Here is a 2,226-nt window from a genome sequence, read left to right as displayed (position 1 = left end):
GGGAAGAATACTGTGACAACAACCAATGTCAGCACTTGGTTGGATTGGGCAAGGAAGCAGAGGATTGTGCGGATAATGCCGGAAGGGGAAGCAGGAAACTTGCAGAACATGAGGCAGCGGTTTTCATTTAAGCAGTAAGATATGGATTATTTAAATCTATTTATAAATTGTATTTTTCTGCATTGTAAGGTTAATTGGCAATTAAAGTGTTTTTTAAGTTTTGTAAACATCTGCGTAAATTTCAGAATTAGAGTTAATTAATTATTAGAGCTTAACCAAACAATATTTGGCATAAAACCAAGCTTCAATTTTACTCAAACAATATAATTGTATCCTCAATTTTACAGCGTTATTTACTATCGCTACAAGTGTTTGAGTTGCTTATTATTTCGCATAGGACTAGGTTTTAATCAATCTTTGAGGAATTCCAATGACTAAACATGGACAACTGTACTTGAGAGATATTGTCCCCCCCAGATCCAAGTATTACGATAAGGGCAGGTTTGGCAGACTTTTTCCATCGCTAGTGCCGTTTTTACCTGACACACAAGCGGTACGAAAATCGCTACTAACTCTGGGAGAACTCGGTGGAATCATGGATGCAGGGGCTGACAATCCTGATAATGCTGTCCTACCAGCCGGTTTTACATTTCTTGGCCAGTTTCTTGACCACGATCTCACCTTCGATCCTACTTCTAGCCTTGAACGACAAAACGACCCAGAATCAATCGTTAACTTCCGTACCCCAGCGTTCGAGCTAGATAGTATCTATGGCTCTGGCCCGGCTGCTAGTCCCCATTTGTACGATAATTCACCAAATGGCCGTGGGATCAAGTTCCTAATTGAGAAACTTGATCCCACCAATGCAGAATCTAAAGACGACCTGCCTAGAAATAGTCAAAATACAGCTTTGATTGGCGATCCGCGCAATGACGAAAACACAATTCTCTCTCAATTACACGTAGCGTTCCTCAAATTCCACAATGCGGTAATCGACAAAGTTATCGCCGACGGAATTACCGACCCCACTCAAGCATTCACAGAAGCACAGCGTTTAGTGCGCTGGCATTACCAATGGATTGTACTACATGAGTTTTTACCTCATATCATCGGTGAACAACTGGTACAAGATATCCTTAAGAATGGTCGCAAGTTTTACAAATGGCGCAACGAACCATTTATTCCTGTAGAGTTTTCTGTCGCTGCATACCGTTTTGGTCACAGCCAAGTCAGACCAGGATACGTGGTCAATAGCGGGTTCCGTGCTGCCATGTTCGGTACAGATCCGGCTAACCCAGGCCCTGACCCTGACAATTTAGCTGGTGGCAAGCGCGCTCTACGAAGGTTTGTGGAATGGCACAGATTTTTTCAGATAGATGGCAGCCCGGAACCTGACAACATCAGCAAAAAAATTGATTCCAAGATATCAAGCGCACTGTTCCAACTGCCTTTCAGTGCTATAGCTGGCTTGTCTGACAACCCTTCTTCTTTGGCGCAGAGAAATTTATTGCGACATTTGACTTTCAGCTTACCATCAGGACAAGCGCTCGCTAAAGCAATGTGCATTGAACCTCTTGCTAACAATGACCTTAAAGATTTAAAAGATTTGGGAGTTCAAATGGAGCAGAAAACACCTTTATGGTTCTATATTCTCAAAGAAGCAGAACTACGAGCCGAGGGCAGAACTTTAGGCCCTGTAGGTGGTCGGCTCGTGGCAGAAGTATTCATTGGTCTGTTAGAAGGAGACCGCCTATCTTTCTTAAGAGCAGATCCGACTTGGCATCCGACACTGCCAGTTAATGCAGAGGAGAAATTTGGTATTGTTAGCTTGCTGAAATTTGCTGGAGTTGCATAAACTTACTGTCCATCAGCTTAAGGCTTGTTTTCCACTCAAGTTTCGCTGTGCAATTATACTTACTTCGGCTAAGAACTTTATCGTTGCAAAGGTTCAATTGTTGAATCAACATTTTGTAACCATGAGACTATTCAAGCCAAATGGCATTCACTCTTAACATTAAAAAAAACATATCTGATGGGATAAGAGGTATGCTTCCACCTCTTACCCCATCATTATTTTTAAAAATTCAGGTGATGAATTTTGTTGAGTAATTTATGCCTCGGGAGTCCTTCTTCTTACGAGGGGCATAGTTTGGAGGAGCAGGGCAAACGCATCTAAATATTGACGACCCTGAATCAGGGTGAAATACACCAAGACTCAAACTACAT

At 42.2% G+C, this 2,226-nt stretch carries 1 protein-coding gene; it reads left to right on the top strand.

Annotation, left to right across the window (positions count from 1 at the left end):
- Nucleotides 1-430: 430 nt before the first annotated feature.
- Nucleotides 431-1,855: a peroxidase family protein gene (locus tag H6G97_RS50215; RefSeq protein ID WP_190947671.1), complete on the top strand. Its 1,425-nt coding sequence runs from the start codon at nt 431-433 to the stop codon at nt 1,853-1,855.
- Nucleotides 1,856-2,226: the final 371 nt, after the last annotated feature.

Source organism: Nostoc flagelliforme FACHB-838 (assembly GCF_014698065.1).
In the GTDB taxonomy this organism is placed as follows: domain Bacteria; phylum Cyanobacteriota; class Cyanobacteriia; order Cyanobacteriales; family Nostocaceae; genus Nostoc; species Nostoc flagelliforme_B.
This window is presented reverse-complemented; position numbering and strand designations above follow the sequence as displayed.